Source organism: Verrucosispora sp. TAA-831, from assembly GCF_050780145.1.
Taxonomy (GTDB): domain Bacteria; phylum Actinomycetota; class Actinomycetes; order Mycobacteriales; family Micromonosporaceae; genus Micromonospora.
Genome location: NZ_CP192240.1, coordinates 1,318,262 through 1,337,108, shown reverse-complemented (window position 1 = coordinate 1,337,108; position 18,847 = coordinate 1,318,262). Strand labels below are relative to the sequence as shown.

Here is an 18,847-nt window from a genome sequence, read left to right as displayed (position 1 = left end):
ATGGTCAGGTTGTGTTGGGTTCGAGGGTCAGTCCGGTGTGAGCAAGGAAGCTGTCGAGCAGGTCGGTGCGGTACTGGATGCTCTTGAGCCGGTTCTTGATGATCGCGAGGAGGTGATCGACGCCAGTCACGGCGAGGTTGCCGATGCTGCGTTTGAGGTGGGACCACACCGCCTCGGTGGGGTTCAGGTCCGGGGCGTAGGCGGGTAGCCGGATCACGGTTAGCCAGTCCCGGGCGTCGATCATCTGCCGCATGGCGGCGGAGACGTGGGTGTTCAGGTTGTCCCAGACGCACACGATCGGGCCGCCGAGTTGCTGGTGGGCGGCGTCCAGCAGGGTGATGTAGTCGCGTTCGCTGAAGCTGCGGCGCTCGTTCTTGCGACCGCGATGGGTGATCGTGCGGTAGATGAACCGGGACCGCTGCCCGGGTCGGTAACAGGTCAGCCCGGCGATCGAGACGCGGCCGGAGCCCTTGCCCGATACCGGAACCACCGGGGTGTTCCCGCGTCGTCCCCAGGTGCGTGCCCTCGGTGGGCGCAGCGTTTGACCGGCCTCGTCCTCGAAGACCAGCCACGCCTGCCGCTGCGCCGCTACCGTTTTCCCGCCGGCCACGTCTCCCGCCGCCACGTGATGATCGCGGCCTCGTCCCGCTCCACCGCACGATGCGCAGGAACCTGCACCGACCAGCCCAACCGGTACAAGATGTTCGCCGTCCCGCGCAGCGTGTACCGGGTACGGAACATCCGAGCGATCAGGTCCGACACCCGCGCCAGGGGCCACCGCTGATCACTACCGAACCCGTACGCCGCCGGACGCTCATCCAGGGCATCGGCCAGCCGCCGCAACCGACCATAATCCAGACGGCACCGAGACCCACCAGCCCCTTCGACGCCAGAGCCCGCTCATCACCAGCCCGCCACCGCTTGCGCCAGCCGTCCACCGCGGTCTGCGACACCCGCAGCCGACGCGCGATCTCCGGCACCGACACATCCTCGGCGAACCACCCGGCCGCCTGCCGTCGTACCGCCTCACGCTTCGCCCGCCCCCGCGCGGACAACCCACCTCCATCGGGATACCTCATCCCACGGATCTACCCCAGCCCCAAGCCGTCACACAGACCACATCGGACGAACCTGACCATTCAAGATCTGTAGCGGTGCAGGGTTAGGTCGGCCAGCAGGTTCGGTAGCCTCGATTCCTCGTAGACGCCTTCTGCCTCGGCCAGCCATTCAACCGCGCCGGGCAGGCACAGGAGTTCCGAAAGGAACTGCTGCCCGGCCGTGTCACGGTCACAGGTCATCAGCAGACGGACTCCGGCGGCGGCCAGACCCTCCAGTAGCAGCCATGCCGCGATCGACGGGCGCCCGTACACGCAGATCAGCGGCAGAGCGTGGGGGCCTAGCCGTGCCGCTGCGGTTTCGACCACGACCGGGTTCTCGCACACCCGGACGGTGTGAAGGCCGGGTCCGGGTTCCCACGCGCGGCGCAGTGACCGGGCGGTCAGCCAGACTGGTTCACCGGTCGCGGCGGCTGCGGCGGTGATTGCCGCTGCGGCGGCGGAGCCTGCCAGAGGGAGGTTGAGGACGAGGACGGTCGCCGAGACTTCGTCGCAGCTGACGCCGACGCTCGCCCACAACTGTCGCCAAGCGTCGGCGCTCAACGCGGTACCGGCCGCGGCCGCAGCGGCGCCGAGGTCCGTGGTGTGTGCAGCGGCGAGCAGACGAGCGGCGAGCCGGCCGATGTCGGCGTCGCGGTCGAGATGGTGCGGATTGCCGAAAAGCGAGTTCGCGAGTTCCGGCAACGGACGATCCGCAGCGGGCAGGTGCTGCCAGAGCGTGGCTAGAGCCTGGGCGCGGCTGTCGGCCAGATCGAGGTTGGTGTGCTCGAGCCAGCGTCGGGTGCGCGCGAGTGCGACCGCATGCTCCGGGATGCCCGCACTGGTCAGGACGGCGTAGGCGTTGTCGAGATGGTCGCGGGCGGCTTGCCGAGCAAGTTCGCGCTTGGCGAGCCGGTCGTCGAGTGGACCGCCGAGCCGGACGAGGAGGTCTTCCAGGGTGTCGTCCAGGCCGTGCAGGGCTTTGCGTAGCCGGCCGAGGGTGACCGGAGCTCTGGAGGCTTCCCAGGCCATACCGAGGATCCGTCCAACCTGGTCGCGTTCAGCCACGTTAAGGGTGACCCGGAGGGTGACGCCGGGTCCGGTCTTGCCGTTCTCCAGTAACTCTCGGGCGGCGGTAAGGACTTTCGCCGGGCCGGAAAGAGAAGCCCAGCGGTCCGCGGCCGCGCTCACCGCATCTCCTGGCTGCCGGTGGCCGCGGCTTCGGCGGTGAGCGTGGAGAGTAGGTCCGGTCCGTCCTGTTCGGCTGGTCGCGGGGTGGCCAGCAGCGGCGCGGCGGTGTCGGCGACCGGCACGATCTGCAGGGTGTTCCCGGCCCACAGCATCAGGGACAAGTCGACGCCGGGCAGCGGCGCCGGTGCCCGCGTGATGGTCCAGATCGCGGCGGCGGGGACCTGGGCCGCGGCGACGAGGGCACCGGGGCCGGCGAGCAGGAAGTCGAGGTCGAAGTCGCACAGCATCCGCAGCATGATCGCCCGGTTGTTGGTGTCGACGCCTTCGAACGCTTCGTCGAGCCACAGCGGGCGGGGCCCCGCCGGGTTGTCGGAGTACAGGGCGACGAGGGTGGCCAGCAACGGCTGCATCAAGGTGACGACCTTGCCGCCGCCGGAGTCGACAGCGTGGACCTGTTTCGTCAGCGGTTTCCATTTCGGGTCGGGGGCGGCCCCAACCCGAAACTCGCACACGATGTCGAACCAATCACGGTAGTCGAGCAGGGTGGCGAGACGGTCGGTCCAGTCGTCGACGCTGGGCAGGCCGGATTCCTGAACCTGCTGGAGCCGTTCGATGAGGAAAGCCTGCAGTTGCTCCTGTGCAGCGTCGGATTCGAAGCTACCGGACTCCAGAGCGCGCAAGATCTTGTAGCCGGCCTGCTGTTCGTTGCGGGGATGCCGGCGCAGCCGAAGCGTGGTTCGGTTCGCTCCGGTCGGGTGCCGTTCGAGGACGTCGTTGACGGTGCTCAACAGGCTCAGGACACGCTTGAGACGGTCGCGCAGGTGGTTGATGAAGGTCGATGACAGAATCTGCGCGTACATCTGGTGCAGTTTCTCGTCGTGGGTGGCGGACAGCTTCGCGATCTGGTCGTCGAGGTGCGCGATCGCCGCGGCCGGGGTGAGTTGCTTGCCGGAGGCTTCCACCACCATGGTGATCTCCGGTAGTGGCCGGGCGTCGTCGGCTTCGGCGGCGTGCACGGCGCGGCCGCCTTTGGCTTCAAGGCTGGTCTGCAGCTCGGTGTAGGGGCCGGCGAACAGCCGGGCTGTCACCTGCCGGACCCGGTCCTCGCGTCCGGTGCGCGTCGCCGGCCAGTTCGCCGGCCGAAGGTTGGCGATCGCGGTGCGGGACTGCTGTAACGCGTCGTCGACGGTGCGCCCACACGGCTCGGGTAGGTTGCGGGCTGCGGCGAGCCCTGCGTCGACCGGAATCCACCAGCTGAAGGCGGCGGTGGCGCGATCCTGTTCGGCTATGGTCTGCTGCCGGCAGCGTTGTTCCCAGTCACTCTTCGCGGTCGCGGCGGCCCCGGCCAGGGCGAGACCGTCACGGTGGGAGTCGGCGATCGCCGATCTGAGAGCGTCGGCCTCACGATCGAGTTCGGCGGCCCGGTCGAACAACTCCTCGTCGCCGCGCCCGACAGCCTTCTCCGCCTCGGTGGCCCGCTCGTCGAGCAGTGCTGCCTCGGCCGTTGCCTTCCGTTTCGCCTCAACGCCGGCGTCAAGTTGGGCTTTGGACTCGGTGGTCTTCGATTCCGCTGCCACGCTGGCCTGCTCGGCGGTGTCGCGGCCCTGGACGGCGAGCCGGAGCTGGCCGGTCGCGGCTGCGGCATCGTCGAGCGCTGTGGTGACGGCGTCGAGGTGCTCGTCGGAGTTCGGCAGCCGGTGTTCGAGTGCATGGGTGGTCGCGTCCGCAGTTGCGGTCTCCCACACCTGGCGGGCGGCGTCGGCTTTGCCGGCCAGGGCCATGTGCTTGCGCTGGGCGGTGTCACGTTCGCGGTTGGCGGCCGTCAACGCCAATGCGGCGGCGACCGTGTTGCTGTCTGACGGTGCATGCTCTGCCGAGGCCCTCAGCGCGGCGATCTCATCGATCAGGGTGTCCGCGGCCTGGTTCGCGTCATCGGCTCGGGCGCGGTGCTGCTCGGCCAGCTCGCGCAGCTCGGTGATCCGGCGTTGCCGGGCGGCCGCGCGAGCGGCGGCCCCGATCAGTTCGGCGCCGTGTTCGGCCGGGCCTGCTTGTCCGGCGGCGGTCGGGGTCTGCCAGCGGCCGTCGACGGCAACCGCGACAGCGCTGGCGTGCGGCTGTCCGGCCGGGGTGAACCCAATCCCGTCGAGGATTGCCGTGATCGTCGCGGTCAGTGGGCCGCTGTCGCCGGCCGGGGCGAGCAACGTCGACAGCGCCGGCCCAGTCGCTGCGGGCAGGCTCGTGGCGACCACGTCCGTGCCGTCGCGGCCGGCGGTGTACACGCCGTCGACGGTGACCCATGCGTCGAGCAGGCCTGCGGCGGTCAAGGCGGCCTCAACCCGGTCCAGCACGTCCCGCTCGACCCCGTCGGCCGGGTCGACCAGCCGCCACAGTGGTGCCCCGTCGGCGGACGGAAACGGTGGCCGCGGACGGCGAGTCCAGCCAGCCGGAGCCGGCGGGATCGGGTCACCATGCATCGCCAGCTCGTCGGCTTCCCGGTCAGCGGCCGTCGCCGCGGACTGCTGCTGTTCGGCTTCGTTACGTAGCTGTGCGACTCGGGTGGTCCGCGGGTCGACGGCTGGGGTCAGCCAGTCCCGTATGAGTAGCTGTTGCAGCACCTGACGGGGGCTGGCGGCGATCGACTCCGTCGTGACCTGCTCGAGCCAGCGCTGCCGAAGGGCCTGCTCCGGTGCGGGTCCGGTAAGTGAGGCGGCCCACCGTTCCATGTCGTCGGACAACTGCTGTACCGCGTCGCTGAGCCTGCTGGCGGCGGACTCCGCATCGGCGTTACGGGTATCGAGGTCCGCTTCTGCGGCGCTCGCCAGGTCGTCGGCAGTGCGGTACTTTGCAGCCAGCCTGGCCGTCTCCCGCAGCAGGTTCCGAAGGGTGGCTACCGCAGTTCTGCGAGCGGCAACGGCCGCGTCCAACCGGGCAGTATCCGCGTCGACGGCCCACTGGGCCGCCAGGTCCCCGAGCATCGCCGTGCCGGCGGCGGTGACGGTGGCAGACACCGCCGCCTGGTAGCCAGTGCGGGCGGTCTCCAGGTCCGCTTGCGCCTTGGTCTGCTTGGCCAGCGCCTGCTCGTGCAGGCTGCCCAGCGTGACCAGCGCCGCCTTGGCCTCATTGGCGCGGGTGGCGGCTTGGTTGGCCGCGCGGCGGGCGAACGTCGCAGCTTCGGCCCGGCCGGTCGCGCTCTTGTACGCCGCAGACTCCAGCAGCTGCTGATGCGCTCCGCGATTACGCTCGGCGGCGTCGGTGAGCTGCTGGGTCTTGGTCGATTCAGCGTGGAGAGCCTGCCGGGCCTGATCCAGCGTCGCGGCGGCAACGTCCACGGCCGCCGACGCCGCGCTCAGCGCGGCGTCGGCTTCGACCAGGGCGTCGGCATGCTGGCGCAGCACGGCATCCGCCCACGGCCGCCACGCCTTGGTGACGTATTCCACGATCGCGGACCGGGCCTCCTCGGCGTCGGTACGGTCGGCACCGACCTGCTCGACCTGCTGCCAGCCAGAGGCGAGCCCTTCGATCTCGTCGCGGGCCAGCGGTGGCAATGCCGAGCGGATCTGGTTGGTGAACCAGTCCGGATTCAGTTTCTGCCCTAGATGCGGGGTCCGCAGGGTCTTGAGCAGCTCGAGCACGGTCGCGTACCGATCTTCATCGGTGAACCCGAACAGTGCGGTGGTCAGCTTGCGCCGGTAGTGCGTACCGGTGGGAAAGACCTGGACTCCGTCGATGCCGTCGAGGTGTTTCGGTTCGGTGACCGCCTGCCCGCTCACCAGGTCGAGGCCAGCGCGGACCCGGGCGGTGCCGTGGCAGATCATCCAGGTGCGGGTCAGCTGCGACACGCCCCGTTTGGCTTGCGCGTACAGCAGCGTGGTGAAGAACTCCGGGGTGCCTTCGTCACGGATCCGGCCGTACTCGACCCACGCCCAGCCGCGATGCGCGGTCGCGGAGTCGTCGCGGCGGTCCTGGTCATTGCCGGACGGCTCGACGTAGTACCGGAAGTCTTTGCCGGAGTCACCGAAGGTGTCGATGTTCTGCCGTTCGAGGTTGCCGGCGAGCATGATCAGCGTCGTCAACGTCATCAGCGTCGACTTGCCGGACTGGTTCGCGCCAACGAACTGGGCGCGGCCGTCAGCGAACACATACTCGGCGACGTCGAACTCCCACAAACCGATGACCCCGGCCCGCAGAATCTGCCACCGGCCGCGGACCGGATCCGGCAGCCGGCCGTGCGCTACGGCGTCGCGCCATCCGGCGAGCTGGGCATCGGACAGGTGCGGGCCCGGTGACGGTACGGTCAGGCCGGCGAGGGCGGTCATCAGGCCATCTCCACAACGGTCAGGTCAGCGGCAGACGAGGTGCGGCTGGTGGTTTCGGGATAGAGCACGTCCGGGTCGCGGTAGCGGGCGGCGGGCGGCAGAAGCACCCAGCCGCCGTCACCGTTGACCCGCAGCAGGCCGAGCTCGGTCAGGACCCGCTGCGCGTCGTCGAGGACGACCTGTGGGTCGGCTTTCTGCCGGTCGTTCATGTACGCACCCCGTGACCGGATCAGGTCGTCAATCAGCTCGTCGACCAGGACCCGGGTCAGGTGGACCGTGCCGTCGTCATGGCGGACGCCGTCGCGGCCGGCCTGGTCGGCGGCGAGCAGCGCGACCCAGTCCGCGGCTTTCGCCCGCGGCCAATCGGCGACCGTCGGCGGACGGCCGTCGCCGTCGTAGAGGACCAGCAGGATCCCTTCCTGCCGGGCCTCGATCGCACCGCCGGTCATCTGCGCCACATAGCCGGCGTATCGGGACCGGTGTCGGCGCAGCGTGTCCGCGTCGGGGGGATCGAGGTCGGCGTAGAGCACTGCCGGGGTTTCGACCAGGGCCCGCAGTAGCCGGATCGTGCGGGTCGCGTCCGCGTCCGCCGGCTCCGGCTGCAACGCGGCGGCGAGCACGTCCGGGCTGGTCATCAGCAGGAGCGCGTCCCGGTCGACTTCGTAGCCGGCGCCAGGGCCGGACCCGTCCTCAGTCCACTCCTCCAACATCCTCTCGTCGCTGGTCCGCCGATTCAGCACACCCCAGCGGGCCAGCAACGCCGCCGCGTCCCGCAACTGCCGGCGCTCGGACTTGATGTCCGGATCGTAGGGCGACACCTGCACGCCAGGGGCAGCGCACACGTCACGGACCATGTCGGATAACCGTTGCAAAGTGACCGTCCCGGACACTTCCTCGCAGCACGCCGCGATCAGGCACATCAGCGCCAGCAGCCGCCGAGACGGGGCGTCCGACGGCCGGGGCGGAATGGTCGCCGTTCCGCCGACCGGTACCCGGATCAGCCGGGCCGCCTGACCGACCCGCTGGATCCGGTACCCGAGCCGGCGCGCGGCCTCCGACAGCGGCTGCTGATGGCGAACCACCAGCCGGAACAACTCCCGGTTCGTAGCCGGGGTGATCATCGGCTGGGCGAGCAGGCCGACGAACGCATGCTGCGCCGCGACCTGCTGCGCCGACGTTCTGGCGCTCATCCGATGCTCCCGGTCGTGGTGGCGGAGATGTGCAAGATCAGATCCGGGTGCACGAGCCGGCCCGCCGGTGTGTGGATCACCGCGTCTACACCACCCGGAACCGGTTCGGTCCGCAACGACCAGCGGCCGTCCCCGGTTGTCGCGGTCCGCGTCCCGGACGTCGCTGATCTGCCCCGCAGCATCGCGGTCAGGAACTGCAGCAGCAGCGTGGTCTCCGCCTCCGAGATCGGCGGCCAGTCCGACAACCGCATCCCCGAGCGGGCCATGACCGCTGCCTCGGTCTGCGCCGCCAAGGACTGCTGCGCCACCGCGTTCGCCCGTGCGATTTTCCGGTTGCCGGTGTTGTCGGCCAGCCGCGCCGGCGCCCCAGTCGTGCCGCGCGGGCCCTGCTTACGCAGCCGGGCTTCGACCAGCACCGTGTCGGATTCCCACCATGACGACGCGGACGGGTTACCAGCCGGTGCCGGTGCCACCCCTGGCAGGTGCCGGGCCGCGTACAGGCCGGTCGCGTTGCACCACACCTGCCAGCCCGCCTCGTCATCGCCAGCGGCCTCGATCCGGGCCGCCAAAGCGAGCAGCTCGGCACGCCGCGACATGTGCCCACCGACTGCGGCTAGAGTCCGCTGCCCACGCAACAGCGGACCGATCGTGTCGCGCATCTGCCGCCGCAGCCGCCGGGCCTGACAGTCCGGGCCATCGAACCAGGAGCGCAGGGTCTCCAAGGTCTGCCGGTACGTCCCGACCAGGTCCACGATCGCCGGGTCGTCCGCGCTCGGCCCGAGCATGCGGGCCGCGACCGCCCGCCACACCCCGTCCGAGACCGCACCCAGTTCGTTCACCCCACGGGTGATCGTCTCCGAATGCACGTCGACGCCGGCACCCCACATGTCGACGTACCGGCGCAGGGTCTCCTGCACCACCGTGATTTTGTCGAGCGTCGGGGTGCCGGCCAGTGCGGACGCCAGCCGAGCCTGCCACCCGGCCGCGGCCCGCGCCATCGACTGGTGGGTATTCAAGATGATCGACCAGGCGTTCGCCGCCTCGCCCGGATCCGATTCGGCGAGATCACGCAGCTGCGTCAGGTTCGCGGTCAACACGCCAGGCGCCAGCGTGGCCGCGGCTGCCGTCGCGGCATCCTGCCCGAGACTCGTGACCGCCTGATGCAGCTGCGCAGCGATCTCGGTCAGCTGGTACCGGTCCAAGTTTCGGATGAAGTCCGCGTCCCGCAGCGCTCGGTCCTGGAACCGGTCGACGACACCCCACCGCTCCAGGCTTGTCATCCGCGCCGGCAGGTCGAACCCGGCTTCGTCGACCAGGGCGGGGTCCGCCCCCGAGGCGGCCAAGTGCGCCTTGATGAGGTCGGGAAGATCCGTGGCGGCGACACCGGTCAGAGTGTGCTGCTGCTGCGCGAGCAGCACATCGACAATCGCCCGGTACTGGGCGGCGTACCTGCCCGGTGTCAGATAGCTGGCCTGCAGTAGGCCGCCGGGCATCCCGCCCAACTGCCAGGCATCCGCGCCGAAGACATCCTCCTCCGGACCCGTTCGCCGCACCCGCGAACTCCTCTCAGCGCTGGACCATCTCCGTCTGCCCGAGCGCTTCACACGACAGCGCTGTCCCGCCCGGGCCACGCAGCATATGCGGACCGTCCGACACCTTGACCAGGCGGCATACCCCCGCGTGACCGGGCCGTCACCGATGCTGCCGCAGCGTTGACCCGTTCGTGGCCGACACCACGGCACACGGTTGGGCTACAGGCGAAGGTGATACCGCAGGAACAACTCAGTGATGAAGGCGCGGACCGTCGTGCTCGAGCTATGAGGATCGGCGGCGAGTTCTGCTGCGCCGAATCGGAAGACCTCGTAGCCAGCCAAGCGCAACCGCCGGTCCTCGGCCATCATCTCGGCGTACTTGCGAGGGCTAGGACGCCCTTCGTCATCGCAGTAATGCTGCTTGCCGTCGATCTCGATGACTACCCGCTGGTTCTGAGGTAGCAGCAAGAGGAAATCCATGCGTTGGCGTGGCAGTGGCCCGGGGGCCGTCGTTCCCGAGCGGTGTACGGGTCGTAGTGCAGGTAGACCTGAGGAATCAGCGCCGGGATCTTGTCGATCGGATGGGTGCCGTACAGCGCGCAGTACTCCTTGAAAAACAACTGCTCCGGCGGCGAGTTGGGGTCCAAGGCCTCCGCGAGCCGCGCGTATAGCAGACGCCCGGGATGAACCAGGTCGTCGGTCGGGCGACCCTGACTCTCGCTCCACCAGCGGACCAAAGCCGCCCAGCTGAGACCTTCGTTGGGTAGAACCCGGTCGTAAACCAGGCAGAATTGCGCGTTCTTGACGATCTCGACCTGATTGTTGACCGCATCGCGGAGCACGATTTCGGGCTTAGGTCCATTCGCCGCGAAGATCAGATTCTTGAAGTCGCCGGTCACGCCGCGAGTGCCGCACCGACGCATCAGCTCCTCAAGCTCCTCCGAGCGAAAGTCGTCGAGAACGCGCCCGCCCAGCACAACCAAGCGATGCAACTCCCACGACTTGATGCGTCGATGGACATACCACTTCTTACCATCATACGCCTCGCCCGGCTTACCGGACTCCAAGCCGTACCTTTCACACACCTCCGGTAGCTCCTGATGGTGAACCTGGTGCAACGTCTCGGCGATGGCAAGGACGAGATCTACCGGACGGACACGGTCGGTCATCGCAGCAGACTAGATCGGTCACCGCCCGAAACCAAGCCGCTCGGCAAAGGTCGACATGAGCACAGCCCTCACTCACCCCTCGGGCGTCGGCTATGCCTCTTGGACCTCGTTGATCTCGCGGTATACCAGCTTGTCGAGGGCGCCCCGGAAGCCGGGGAAGTCAGGGATCGGTTCGGTGGGCTCGTCGTCAAGGGTGAAGTCGCGGCGTACGCTACGGATCTGGCTCCTGAGATCCTCGGCGTCGATCGAGTTGTCGAGTCCGGTCTCGATATCGTCTAACAGCAGGAGAGCGGCCTCGCGGCTGGCCCAGGTGGGATGATCAAGTAGGAAGGAGCGCTTGAGCCGCTTGATCTTCGCGCTGGCCTTCTCTGTGGTGGCTTCCCGCAGTGCGCGCCGCTGGAGCCGTCGTAGTTCTCGGAAGAGGACACGGAAGTTGGCGTCCATGGTCTCCGCCGCTTGGGCGGGGGCCTCCTCGTAGCGGACGACGTCGAGCACGCTCCGGGCTAAGCCGACCTTGTCGAGGTGGAGGCCCTCGACCAGTCTTGCTGCCGCGCGTTCGAGCGCGTCGTGGGCGCCCTTGCAATCATCGAAGTTGACGTCTTTTGGTTTGAGCGCCTGGAGTTTCTGTGCCTGCTGGGGGTCGAGGAACTCGGCGGCGTAGCGCTTGACTGCGGCGATGCCGATAGGGACGGGGATAAGATCTTCGATGGCGATGACGCTGGCCGGGTTTGAGCTGGTGACGGTGTCGGCAGAAATATCTCCCAGTTGCAGGATGAACTCTGGGTCGATGACAGGCTTGCCGTTCGGGCCCTTCTTCAGGGACTTGACCGCCTGGTTTCCGGCGGTGTCGCTGTCAAGCAGGACGATGACTGCCGGGCGGTCGACATCACGGCCTCGGGCCAGGTACAGCATATACGGAATGTGCTGGGCTGATCCGGCGGGGACCAAGGTGAGTGTATTGAGGTCGAGGTTGTCCATGTCGGCGGTCTTCTGACGCCGGAGCCGGGCGGACATACCGGCAAGCAGGACCTGGTCGGAGGCTCCTTCCAGCATCAGGTTGCAGTTGCTGATGAACGTGGTCTCGGCGACGAAGCTCCCGAACGCCGAGCGCAGCGGCTCGTAGTGGTTGCGGGCGGCGTTGCGGACCACACGCGTGCCCTCGTCGCCTTCGCCTTTCTCCAGGACGCGGATGCGTTCGCCGTGGTTCTTGTCGATCAGGAACGGCGAATGGGTCACGTAGACCACCTGGCACGGTTGCCGGTCAGGGTCCTGCGGATTGGCGAAGTCCTCGAAGATGCGCAGCAGGTCCTGCTGACCGGTGCTCGACAGGTAGGCGTCCGGCTCGTCCATAAGCAGAATCTCCGGGTTGCCCGACTTGGGTGGCTCGTGGGCGAGGTACTGCACGAAGTAGCTCAGGAAGTACTTGAGTCCGCCGCTGCGTTCGTCGGCGGAGTACTCGGTGCCGGTGCGGTCACGGATGGTGAAGACCAAGTCTTGGTCGCGCAGGGTCAACAGCAGCTTGAACTCATGGTCCTGTGACCACCATTTCGGGAAGTTCAGCGATGCGGCCAAGGCCCGGTTCATCTGTTCCACGATGCCGTTGGCGAACCCGTCACGGCCGTCCTCGACGGCCTTGAGGAGCTCCTTGAAGGCGATGCGGTCGATCTTCGCGACCTTGAGGAGTAGGTCGTCGGCCAGAGCCAGTTGACGTTCGTGTTTCACGGTCTGGGTGTTCGCCGCCGTGAATGCGCTGACCAGATGGGGAGTGGCCGTTGGCACGGTGTCGGCGTTCCCGAACAGCGAGGCGGCGTTCTCCATGACCATGGTCAGGAACGCGTACCGCTCCTTGCGCGGGCCTGTCTGTATGGAGGTCTTGGCCTCGGCCAGGTACGTGATCGGCACGCTCTCGGGCAACGCAACTTTGGCATCGATCTCGAACGAGCGGGGCAGGACGGTGTCCAGGGTCTTCTTGTCCTTCACCGCGACCTGCTGCCAACCCTCCGCTTCCGGCAGGTAGAGGACGGGATCTTTGCCATTGAAGCGGAACAGCAGGAAGCTGTCGATGCTGTCGTGGAGGGTGCTGATCCTGCCGGCTTTCGCCACGGCGGCACGGTCGTCGTCGTCTAAGTGCTTGAACTCCAGGCCGAAGTCGGGGAAGGCCATCGACTTGTCGACGGCGAAGAACTGCGAGTAGCGGCAGAAGTCGCTGCGCTCGATTTCTAGGCCGGTGAGAGCGTGCTTGACAGCGGCCAGGAGCTGGCTCTTACCGGACTCGTTGGCGCCGACCACAGTGGTGATCCCGTCTTCCAACGAAACCCGGACGAACGGGTACTGCAGTTCGCGCGGCTCGAGAAGGTCCCAGGGGTCCGGAGAGAAGCCTTCATGCGCCTTGCGGAGGTAGTCGTAGTTGAACGAGCGGTAGAAGCGGATGTAGACAGCAGAGATGAACATCCATCTCCCCCTCTCAGCTCAGTGGAGGTTGCACGACGGTGCGCCATAGTACTGCCTGCGTACGACAGCATCGATTGGGTTCGCAGGCCGTGGACAGGCAGGGTTGGCCCCACCGCCGAACCGTGCGTCAATGCGCAATCGTGACGAGGCCATCCTCGTCAACGGCAACTACGACGTGCTCCAACGTGACAGCCAGATCACGCTGCGGCTGAACAGCGCGACCAGCACAGGGTTGCCGTGTCGGTCGGGCCTCGCTGTTGCTCGCGTAGTAGTGACTTCGCAAGATCATCGGTTCTTGCGGCCGGTGGGCCGCTTCCCAACGCCACCCTCGCTGCGGTTCAGCCATAACGGGGCGGCACTGGCCACCACAGAGACAACCATGCCGCTGACGAGACTGGCTCGCTCGATCGGCAAGCACAGCACCAGACCAAGCACACCCCCGGCCACCAGGGTGATGACCATTACATGCATAACGCTTGCGCGTCGGCGGGTAGGCGAGGGACGTCGGGGCATCGGTTCTCCTTACGCTCGCGAGTCCCTGCCGATCCGCATTCGGGCCAGAGGGGTCGGGACGCCGCACCTCTTCCGTGCTCCACGGCGTCAAGCACGGGCAACGTCTTCGTGACGCCGCACCACCATGCTGGCCTGCGGCTTGAGGTCCTATTCGTAGCGAGACGATGCTGCGCAGCGACTGCGACGAGGCGCTGCAAACGATGGCCGTACGGGTGCTGAAGCTAGACCTAGTGTGGATTCCCTAGAATTATCAAGACTTTGAGAAGGGATGTGCCAGTGCCCCCACGCTTGACCAAGCCCATGGATGTGCCTCAGCCACGTCAGCCGTTCGTCGACATGCTCTGGAGGTTCTACGTTGCGGCCCGTCGCCCCACAACAAGGCGGATCGCTGAGACGATCGAGGCGTGGGACGACGACCGGCGGCGCGGAACGGCCAACCACGAGACAGTGCGCCGGGCCCTGCGTGGTGAATCCGTAGGCGCGTGGCAGACAGTCGAGATGATTTTCCTAGCGTTATGTGAGATAGCCGATGTTGACCCGGAGGACACCGAGGACGACGACGTCGACCGCTGGAACCCGCCCTTGACCCACATCGAACGCTTTCACCGTTGCTGGAATGAGGCGGTAGACGAGGCGCCCATGCCGGACATCCCCCGAACTCGATCCGAGCGGGCGCAGCAGCGGGCCGCTGAACAGGCGAAGTTCGAGGCCCGAACTAACGCAAGGGACTCCTGGTCGACAAACGAGCCTCCCTTCTAGTTTTCCGATTCGTCGACTTCGAACGGGTGAGCGATTTTGGTAAAATATGCTGGTCTCTGATGCTTTGGTTGGGCGGCCACGGGCGTTGGCGGTTGGTCAGGTCGGCGAACCAGTGCTCGATGAGGTGAGAGTGCTGCTCGCGCTGGCGTGAAGCGTGCAGGAGGTCGTTACAGGCACCAGTTCGGGTAGCGAGGTGAGGCGAAGAAGGGCAACGGCGACGCTGATCCGCCGCTGGAGCCTGGGGTGCGCGACTCCACTGTTTCCGGTATCGCGTGGGGCACGGCGGTCGGGCATCCTGTGCGGATGCTCCTGGTTATGACCCCGCTATCGGGTTCCTCGGACTCTGGCTGGTTCCAGTGGATGCCCATGGCGTCAGCCGTCGTCGCAGTGTTCGCGCTGCTGGTTGCGCTGTCGAATCGCAACACTTCACGGCGCGCGTTGGCCCTTTCTTTGCAGCAGGAAGAGCGGCGAGGGGCCCGGTTGACCGTCACCCTTGATGACTCCGCATCATGGCGTTGTCGGGACGCGCCACGGTGGGTCGGCATGAAGATCCTCGCGGTCAACCCCACTGACCGTGATGCCGCCGTTCTCAGCGCTGATCTGCACATTGCCTACACCCTGCAGTCCGGTCATGCGATGACGGTCAAGGTTCGCCACGAGACCACCGGCGATGCGTTCCCGAGTGAGGTGGATGCTCTGGACCTGCCTGCGCGGCTGCAGGCCAACGGCGCGGTCGCCGGTTGGCTGACGTTCCGGCTACCTGCCAACTTGCTCCCCGCGGGCGCGGGGATTCATCGTTATGACGCTGTTCTGCAGGACAGCCGGGGTATCGCCGCGACGGTCAGCGCGTCCGTTCTACGAGAGGTGGGTCATGATTAGAAAGCGGACGACCAAGAAACGTCCGACGAGACGGAGCCTTGATCCTGCCGACATCGTGCCCGTCGTCGCAGACGGATCGATTGCCTGCCCGATCGCTGACGGCCGGATGGTGCCACTGGTCATCATAGATACCGCCACCCGGCCTGACCTTGATGAACTGGTACGACTACACGATCACCTGTCACCTGGTGATGTCACATACAGGTGGGGCCAGGTAGACCGCGACGACGATCAGGTAGCCCTCTCGCTACAGTTCACCCGGCCGATCGAGGTCCGCGCGACCCTGTTGTTCAGCATCGAGCACGAGGGCATCATCGTTGACGCCGCTCTCAACAGCCGGGCCCTCTACCTACAGCCGGGGCGGCCGGGCGACCGCCTGAAGCATGACCCACACCGACCGAAGATCCTCATCGAGACGCCCAACGACGATTTCCGGGACCGATGGGAAGATGTCGTGATCCAGCGCCTGACCAAGGTGATACGCCGCCAGAAGCGGATGCCACGCGCAGAAGCGCGTCAACTGGCCGCAGATTTGCTTGACCAGTCGCGCAGCCTGAGCCGGTTCCGGACGCCAGCGTAGACAGTATCCGCCTCTACGTAGACGGGGCGGCCGATCTCCTGACCACAGGGCACGCAGCCATCGGGGACGGCTCGGATGATCGACGGCTTCCTCTCTGACGAGGTCAAGGCGCTGATACTGCGTAGGGCCGGCCGGGAACTTCGCCGGCTGGCCCTACGCAGTATCAGGTGGTGAACTTGCGAACTATGCCGGCCTTGCGGTGCTACCGCGTCGGGGGACGATGGCGGCGGTTGCTTCGGCTGCGGCGTGTGAGAGTTCGGGGAGGACGTCGCCGTAGAAGGTGGCGGTGAAGTGTGGGCTGGAGTGGCGGAGTCGGTTGGAGATGACTTTCATGTGGACGCCGGCGGCGAGGCCCATGGTGGCGGCGCCGTGGCGGAGGTCGTGGAGTCGGATTGGTGGTAGTCCGGCTTGGGTGGCGAGGTGGTGGAAGTGGTCGGTGACGTCGGCGGGGTGGAGCCGCTCGCCGGTGGGGGTGGTGAAGACGAGTCCGGTCTTGGTCCAGGTGGTGCCGGCAGCGAGGCGTTCGCGGTTCTGTTGGGCGCGGTGGGTGCGGAGGACGGTGGTGGTTTCGGTGTCGAGGGCGATGGTGGCTTCGCTGTCGGTGGTTTTGGGGGTGTCGATGGTGGTGGCCCAGCCGTGTTGGACGAGTTGCCAGCGGACGGTGAGGGTTTTGGCGTCGAGGTCGAGGTCGTCCCAGTGCAGTCCGCAGGCTTCGCCTCGGCGGAGGCCGGTGAAGGTGATGAGGTGGTAGAGGGCGTAGAGGCGGTCGCCGGCGTCGTGGGTGTGGTCGAGGAATCGTCCGGTGTGTTCGGGGGTCCAGATCATGACGGGGCTGGGGGTTTTGCCGGTGTCGCGCCAGGTGCGGATGCGTTGGTCGGTCCAGATGGTGGGCTTGGGTGGTCGGGCGCGGGGTAGCTCGATCAGGAGGGCGGGGTTGATGTCGAGGTAGCGGTGGCGGCGCATGGCGTCGTTGAGGGCTTTGCGCAGGGTGGCGTGGATGACGTGCATGGTTCTGGGGCCGACGATCCGCTGGTTCTTGACCTGGTCGCGTTTCGCGGGGTCGCGGCTGGCGCGCAGGGTGGAGATGGTGGTGTTGCGTTCGGCGATGGCGTCGTACATGGCGTCGATGTGGCCGGGGCGGAGCCGGTCGATGCGCAGGTGGCCGAGGTGCGGGATGAGATACAGCCGGATGTGCCCTTCGTAGGAGCGCAGGGTGCCTGCCTTGATGTTCTTGCGCCCGGCGAGCCAGTCAGTCAGGTACGCCTCCATGGTGGGTAGCTCGGTGGGGGTGATGTCCAGGTGCAGCGCCCTGCGGATCTGGTCGGGGGTGGGGATGGGTGCGCCGTTCTTGACGGCGGTTTCGATGAGGTCACCGGTCTTGACGGTTACGTGCGGGTCGGTGGGGTCGGGGACGGCGAGGGCGGCGCGGATGCGGTCGAGGATGGTGTCGGCGTCGGTTTGGGTGGTGTAGGGGCCGTGGCGGAGTGGGCGGCGGGTGCCGTCGTTGCGGGCGGGGATTTCGATTTGCCAGTGCCAGTGTCCGTGGGTGCGCGACCAGCCGCCGCCGGGGCGGCGCAGATCGGGGCAGGAGCGTCCCAGGCGGCGGCCCGTGGTGTCGCGGCAGCCGCAGCGTTTGAAGATGGAGCCTTTCACGGGTTGTCTCCTGGGTGCTCGGCGTGGTGCCGCCAGCGGTGGCGTTGGTAGTCCGCTGGTGGCGGGGTTGTTGCATCCACGCTCGACACCGTCACGGGATCAAGTCGCCGGCCGTCGTGGGGGTTCGGGGCGGGGTTGTCGAGGAGGAGGAGTCGGAGGAGGCCGGTGACGGGGACGATGATGCGGGTGCCGGCGCGGATGAGTGGTGTGGGGAAGGTGTCGGTGGCGGCGAGGCGGTAGGCCTGGGACCGGCTGATACCGAGGACCGCCGCGGCGGTGGGGAGGGTGGTGGCGGCGCCGAGCGCGCGGATCCGCTCGACGGTCCACGGCACGTTGGTAGACGGGGATGGGCTGGTCGGTTGGGTGTCGCGGATGGGAGTGGTGTGGGCGTTCATGGTGTCGGGTCTCCTGACTGCGGTGGATGCGGTGCAGAGGTACGCGAGGTGGTAGGCGTGGCGGGTTCCGGTGCTGTCGGCGGGGTGCTGTGGCCGGCGGGTTCGGGAGTCTGCTGGCCGGTGGGTGGGGCTGGTGGGGGTTGGTCGGCTTTGAGGATCTTCAGTAGCTGGGATGCGCGAATGTTGGACACGGTGTGACCGGTGGCGCGCAGCGCGGTGGCCAGGGCGGCGCGGGTGAGCGGCCGGCCTTCGGCGGCGAGGTCCTCCTGGGCGCGCCTGGCGATGAGGAGCAGGACGTCGGTGTCGGTGGGGTGGGTGGACGGTCCGCGCCGCGACGGCCGATGCTGGCGGACCGGTCTCCCGGTCCGGGGGTGGTCCGGTCCGGTGTGCGGGTTGTCGTTGCTGGTGTCGTGGACGGTCCGCGCGGGCAGACGCCGGTCCCCGGTCGGCAGGGACGGCTGGGCCTCGGTACGGTCCGCCGGAAGCTGGCTTGCGGTGGCGATGGGCTGGTCCACTGGCCGGGTGGTGGACGGGTTCGTGCGGGCTGGTGTGGGTTGGGGTGGGGTGTTGGTGTAGCCGAGGGCGATCTTGACCATGACCAGGAACCCGAGCGCGGGCACGGCCGCAGCGGTCCAGCCGATCGGGGACGGCTCGGCCTCCACGACCTGCGCCGCGAGCGACAACGCCACCGCGCAGGCCAACACCGCCGCCGGAAACACCACCGACACCTGCGCCCGCTTACGGCGGCGCAGTTCCAGACCGGAAGCGATGGACATCAGCTCCAGCACGATCGCGTCCGCCCACGCCAACCACCCCGGCTGACCATGAGCGGCGGCCACGTTGTGGACGTGAGTGAAGCTGGCCGCACCAGCCGCCCCACCAATCGCCAACATGATCACGACCTGAACGAACCCCTCCACCGGGCTCCGTCCCGGACCAGCGTTCGGATCACCGGGTGCGGTCGTGGGCAACCACCTCCCCCGGCCGGACCACCAACACGCCCGGCCCGCCCGTACGTGCGGACCGGACCAGGGGGCGGACGGTCCCGGCGTGCCGGACCAGGACCGGGGATGGACCGGTCCGGGGCCGGTCCGCGGACCGGCCCCGCGGAGGCCGGGACGATAC

At 67.7% G+C, this 18,847-nt stretch carries 16 protein-coding genes; 3 read left to right on the top strand and 13 right to left on the bottom strand.

Annotated features, from left to right (window positions below; translation table 11 throughout):
• Positions 1-4: 4 nt before the first annotated feature.
• From ACQVFL_RS06105 to ACQVFL_RS06060, 10 genes are all read right to left on the bottom strand, one after another.
• The gene (locus ACQVFL_RS06105) at positions 5-625 is read right to left on the bottom strand and encodes a transposase (protein ID WP_431728898.1); all 621 of its coding nucleotides are present in this window, start codon (positions 623-625) and stop codon (positions 5-7) included.
• On the bottom strand, positions 589-741 hold the full coding sequence (locus ACQVFL_RS06100) for a winged helix-turn-helix domain-containing protein (RefSeq protein WP_431728897.1): 153 nt from the start codon (positions 739-741) through the stop codon (positions 589-591). Before ACQVFL_RS06100 ends, ACQVFL_RS06105 begins: the two co-directional genes overlap by 37 nt.
• A gap of 8 nt (positions 742-749) precedes the next feature.
• Positions 750-1,055, bottom strand: a complete 306-nt coding sequence (locus ACQVFL_RS06095) for a helix-turn-helix domain-containing protein (protein WP_431728896.1) — start codon at positions 1,053-1,055, stop codon at positions 750-752.
• An 84-nt stretch (positions 1,056-1,139) separates the two neighbouring features.
• Entirely contained in the window at positions 1,140-2,285 is a 1,146-nt protein-coding gene (locus ACQVFL_RS06090; RefSeq protein ID WP_431728895.1) for a TIGR02679 domain-containing protein, read from the bottom strand.
• Positions 2,282-6,601 carry a TIGR02680 family protein gene (locus ACQVFL_RS06085; RefSeq protein WP_431728894.1) on the bottom strand — a complete coding sequence of 1,440 codons (4,320 nt, stop codon included), beginning with the start codon at positions 6,599-6,601 and terminating at the stop codon, positions 2,282-2,284. Before ACQVFL_RS06085 ends, ACQVFL_RS06090 begins: the two co-directional genes overlap by 4 nt.
• Positions 6,601-7,791: a TIGR02678 family protein gene (locus ACQVFL_RS06080; protein WP_431728893.1), complete on the bottom strand. Its 1,191-nt coding sequence runs from the start codon at positions 7,789-7,791 to the stop codon at positions 6,601-6,603. Before ACQVFL_RS06080 ends, ACQVFL_RS06085 begins: the two co-directional genes overlap by 1 nt.
• Positions 7,788-9,344 (bottom strand): DUF2397 domain-containing protein, encoded by a 1,557-nt coding sequence (locus ACQVFL_RS06075; protein WP_431728892.1) that lies wholly within the window; start codon positions 9,342-9,344, stop codon positions 7,788-7,790. Before ACQVFL_RS06075 ends, ACQVFL_RS06080 begins: the two co-directional genes overlap by 4 nt.
• 198 nt (positions 9,345-9,542) lie before the next feature.
• Positions 9,543-9,791, bottom strand: coding sequence for a DUF559 domain-containing protein (locus ACQVFL_RS06070; protein WP_431728891.1), 249 nt, complete (start codon positions 9,789-9,791; stop codon positions 9,543-9,545).
• On the bottom strand, positions 9,764-10,492 hold the full coding sequence (locus ACQVFL_RS06065) for a hypothetical protein (RefSeq protein ID WP_431728890.1): 729 nt from the start codon (positions 10,490-10,492) through the stop codon (positions 9,764-9,766). Before ACQVFL_RS06065 ends, ACQVFL_RS06070 begins: the two co-directional genes overlap by 28 nt.
• Positions 10,493-10,582: 90 nt before the next feature.
• Positions 10,583-12,943, bottom strand: a complete 2,361-nt coding sequence (locus ACQVFL_RS06060; RefSeq protein WP_431728889.1) for an AAA family ATPase — start codon at positions 12,941-12,943, stop codon at positions 10,583-10,585.
• A gap of 813 nt (positions 12,944-13,756) precedes the next feature.
• Here ACQVFL_RS06060 and ACQVFL_RS06055 point away from each other — a divergent pair.
• From ACQVFL_RS06055 to ACQVFL_RS06045, 3 genes are all read left to right on the top strand, one after another.
• A complete protein-coding gene (locus tag ACQVFL_RS06055; protein ID WP_431728888.1) occupies positions 13,757-14,215 on the top strand; it encodes a hypothetical protein in 459 nt (152 codons plus the stop codon).
• A 243-nt stretch (positions 14,216-14,458) separates the two neighbouring features.
• Positions 14,459-15,094: a hypothetical protein gene (locus ACQVFL_RS06050; protein ID WP_431728887.1), complete on the top strand. Its 636-nt coding sequence runs from the start codon at positions 14,459-14,461 to the stop codon at positions 15,092-15,094.
• Complete coding sequence (locus tag ACQVFL_RS06045; protein ID WP_431728886.1) at positions 15,087-15,674, top strand: hypothetical protein; 588 nt, start codon at positions 15,087-15,089, stop codon at positions 15,672-15,674. The genes ACQVFL_RS06050 and ACQVFL_RS06045 overlap by 8 nt, the downstream gene beginning before the upstream one ends.
• A 183-nt stretch (positions 15,675-15,857) precedes the next feature.
• Here the strand turns inward: ACQVFL_RS06045 and ACQVFL_RS06040 are convergent, their stop codons facing one another.
• The 3 genes from ACQVFL_RS06040 to ACQVFL_RS06030 are packed head-to-tail and all read right to left on the bottom strand — an operon-like array spanning position 15,858 to position 18,642.
• Positions 15,858-17,327, bottom strand: a complete 1,470-nt coding sequence (locus ACQVFL_RS06040; protein ID WP_431728885.1) for a tyrosine-type recombinase/integrase — start codon at positions 17,325-17,327, stop codon at positions 15,858-15,860.
• Positions 17,324-17,722 carry a hypothetical protein gene (locus ACQVFL_RS06035; RefSeq protein WP_431728884.1) on the bottom strand — a complete coding sequence of 133 codons (399 nt, stop codon included), beginning with the start codon at positions 17,720-17,722 and terminating at the stop codon, positions 17,324-17,326. The genes ACQVFL_RS06040 and ACQVFL_RS06035 overlap by 4 nt, the downstream gene beginning before the upstream one ends.
• Entirely contained in the window at positions 17,719-18,642 is a 924-nt protein-coding gene (locus tag ACQVFL_RS06030) for a DUF2637 domain-containing protein (protein WP_431728883.1), read from the bottom strand. Before ACQVFL_RS06030 ends, ACQVFL_RS06035 begins: the two co-directional genes overlap by 4 nt.
• Between the last annotated feature and the right edge of the window lie 205 nt (positions 18,643-18,847).